Here is a 2,999-nt window from a genome sequence, read left to right as displayed (position 1 = left end):
CGCGAAGGCGGTGCCGCGCGCGTCATCGACGACAACGGCAAAAAGGGCAACGCCAACCAGGCGGTCATCGACGAGCTGATCAAGCGCAATGCGCTCTTCGCGCGCGGCCGGCTGAAGCACAGCTATCCGCATTCCTGGCGCTCGAAGAAGCCGGTCATCTTCCGCAACACGCCGCAATGGTTCGTCTATATGGACAAGGACCTCGGCGACGGCACGACGCTGCGCAGCCGCGCGCTGAAGGCGATCGACGACACGCGCTTCGTGCCGGCGGCCGGCCAGAACCGCATCCGCGCCATGATCGAGGAGCGCCCGGACTGGGTGCTTTCGCGCCAGCGCGCCTGGGGCGTGCCGATCGCCGTCTTCGCCGACGAGGACGGCAATGTGCTGAAGGACGAGGCCGTCAACCAGCGCATCACGGAGGCTTTCGAGAAGGAGGGCGCCGACGCCTGGTTCGCCGACGGCGCCAAGGAACGTTTCCTCGGCAATCACGATGCCTCGAAATGGCACCAGGTGATGGACATCCTGGACGTCTGGTTCGATTCCGGCTCGACCCATGTCTTCACGCTGGAAGACCGTCCGGACCTCAAATGGCCGGCCGACGTCTATCTCGAGGGCTCCGACCAGCATCGCGGCTGGTTCCATTCCTCGCTGCTCGAAAGCTGCGGCACAAGGGGCAGGGCGCCTTACGAAGCGGTGATCACCCATGGCTTCACCATGGATGAGGAAGGCCGCAAGATGTCGAAATCGCTCGGCAACACGGTGGTGCCGCAGGACGTGATAAAGCAGTCTGGCGCCGATATCCTGCGGCTCTGGGTCGTGACGACCGATTATTGGGAAGACCAGCGACTCGGCAAGAACGTGCTGCAGACCAATATCGACGCCTATCGCAAGCTCAGGAACACCATCCGCTGGATGCTGGGCACGCTCGCCCATGACGACGGCAAGGACGTGCCGGTCGAGGCCATGCCGGAGCTGGAGCGGCTGATGCTGCACCGGCTGTCCGAGCTCGACGAAGTGGTGCGCCAGGGCTACGACGCGTTCGAGTTCAAGCGCATCACCCGAGCGCTGCTCGACTTCATGGTGGTGGAGCTTTCGGCATTCTATTTCGATATCCGCAAGGACGCGCTTTACTGTGACGGGCCGTCGAGCCTGCGCCGCCGCTCGGCCGTCCAGGTGGTGCGCCATCTCTTCGAATGCCTGGTGAAATGGCTGGCGCCGATGCTGCCCTTCACCACCGAGGAAGCCTGGCTCGACCGCCATCCGGAAGCCGTCTCGGTGCATCTCGACCAGTTCCCGGAGATCCCGCAGAACTGGCGCAACGAGGCGCTGGCCGAGAAATGGCGCAAGGTGAGGCAGGTGCGCCGCGTCGTCACCGGCGCGCTGGAGATCGCGCGCGCCGAGAAGCTGATCGGCTCGTCGCTGGAAGCCGTGCCGGTGGTGACGCTGGACGACGCCGCGCTGGAGGCGGCCATCGCCGATGTCGACATGGCCGAGATGGCGATCACCAGCGACCTCGTCATCAAGCATGGCAAGCCGCCGGAGGGCGCCTTCACGCTCGACGACGTCAAGGGCGTGGCGGTGGTGGTGGAGAAAGCCGAGGATCGCGGCCTCACCAAATGCGCGCGCTCCTGGCGCTACACCGCCGATGTCGGGCAGGACCAGGAATTCCCGGATGTCTCGGCCCGCGACGCGGCCGTGCTGCACGAGCTCAAGGCGCTCGGGCGTCTCTAGGTGCATGTCGCCCAAAAGTGTGCGGCGGTTTTGGGCTAACGACATGCACTCTTCAAACAAGTGCATGTCGCCCAAAAGTGTGCGGCGGTTTTGGGATCAACGACATGCGCCGGTCAAATAAGTGCAAAAGTACCACGCCGGGCGGCCCATATCCGCCCGTGCGTTGCCCTTAACAAGTGGTTGAGGTAAACACGCGACACTCCGGCAGACAAATTGTCGCCGGATTTCCGTCGCAAGTGCGGGGAAGAAGGGGACCGTGCCCTTGGCCGGTGGCGACCGAAAGGCAGTTAGAGTGGGACTTTTTGGCATGACCGACAGAACGTTCGCGCGCGCCGCGCTGGTGGCGCCGCTTGTGGTATCGGCCATCGCCTTGTCGGGCTGCATGAGCTCGCCGACCTACGGAACCGACAAGACGGCAGCCGCGCAGCTCTTCGACGACGTTTCGGGCGCGGCCTCGATCACGCCGAAGCGCCGCACTCCGATCGACTACAAGCCGCGCCCTGACCTGGTGAAACCCGCGCCGGGGCAGAAGCAAAACCTGCCGCCGCCGCAGGAAAGCATCGAGACGGCGAGCACCGAGTGGCCCGAATCGCCCGAGGCGCGCCGCGCCCGCATCCGCGCCGACGCCACCGCCCACCAGAACGATCCGAATTACCAGCCGGAAGCCGTCGAGGATGTCCAGACCGATCCCGCGTCGGTGAAGAAGGCGATGGCTGACTCGGCCTCCAGCCACCCGCCACGCTGGTCGCCCGATGATTCCAGCGCTACGCGCACCGCCGAGATCCAGCGCCGGCTTGCCGAGCAGAAGCAGGGCGACCCGACCACTCGCAAATATCTGAGCGAGCCGCCGCTTGCCTATCGCCAGCCCTCCGATGCCGCGCCGCAGAACGAACTCGGCGAGGACGAATACAAGAAGGAGCGCCGCCTCAAGGCACAGGCGGAAGGCAAGAAGGGCGGCTGGTTCGACTGGCTGGGGCTGTAAGTGTGAATAGTGAATAGTGAATAGATCACTACTCAGTACTCGCTAGTTTCTTCACCATTCACCATTCACCGCCATTTCGCTTCCCGCGGAAAAAGTCCTTGAGGATGAGGGCGGCTTCACTCTCGCCGATCCCCGGATAGATGTCCGGCGCGTGGTGGCAGATGGGCGACGCGAAGAAGCGCGTGCCGTTGACCACCGCGCCGCCTTTCTCGTCGGCGGCGCCGAAATAGAGCCGCCGCAGCCTGGCGAAGGAGATGGCGCCGGCGCACATGGCGCAGGGCTCCAG

The 2,999-nt window shown here is 64.7% G+C and carries 3 protein-coding genes; 2 read left to right on the top strand and 1 reads right to left on the bottom strand.

Annotated features, from left to right (window positions below; all coding sequences use genetic code 11):
• The coding region (locus EOA27_RS29760; RefSeq protein ID WP_127257905.1) for a class I tRNA ligase family protein at window positions 1-1,731 on the top strand (1,731 nt) is incomplete at its 5' end.
• Between the two features lie 307 nt (window positions 1,732-2,038).
• On the top strand, window positions 2,039-2,713 hold the full coding sequence (locus tag EOA27_RS29755) for a hypothetical protein (RefSeq protein ID WP_126083161.1): 675 nt from the start codon (window positions 2,039-2,041) through the stop codon (window positions 2,711-2,713).
• 58 nt (window positions 2,714-2,771) lie between these two features.
• Here the strand turns inward: EOA27_RS29755 and EOA27_RS29750 are convergent.
• A partial coding sequence (locus EOA27_RS29750; RefSeq protein ID WP_145970612.1) for a nucleoside deaminase occupies window positions 2,772-2,999 on the bottom strand: 228 nt, incomplete at its 5' end.

Origin of the sequence: Mesorhizobium sp. M2A.F.Ca.ET.037.01.1.1 (assembly GCF_003998075.1) — a bacterium.
GTDB lineage: Bacteria > Pseudomonadota > Alphaproteobacteria > Rhizobiales > Rhizobiaceae > Mesorhizobium.
This window is presented reverse-complemented; position numbering and strand designations above follow the sequence as displayed.

What these genes read in the sequence shown, in the direction of transcription:
- EOA27_RS29755 (WP_126083161.1), top strand. Translation starts at nt 2,039, where the DNA reads ATGACCGACAGAACGTTCGCGCGCGCCGCGCTGGTGGCGCCGCTTGTG.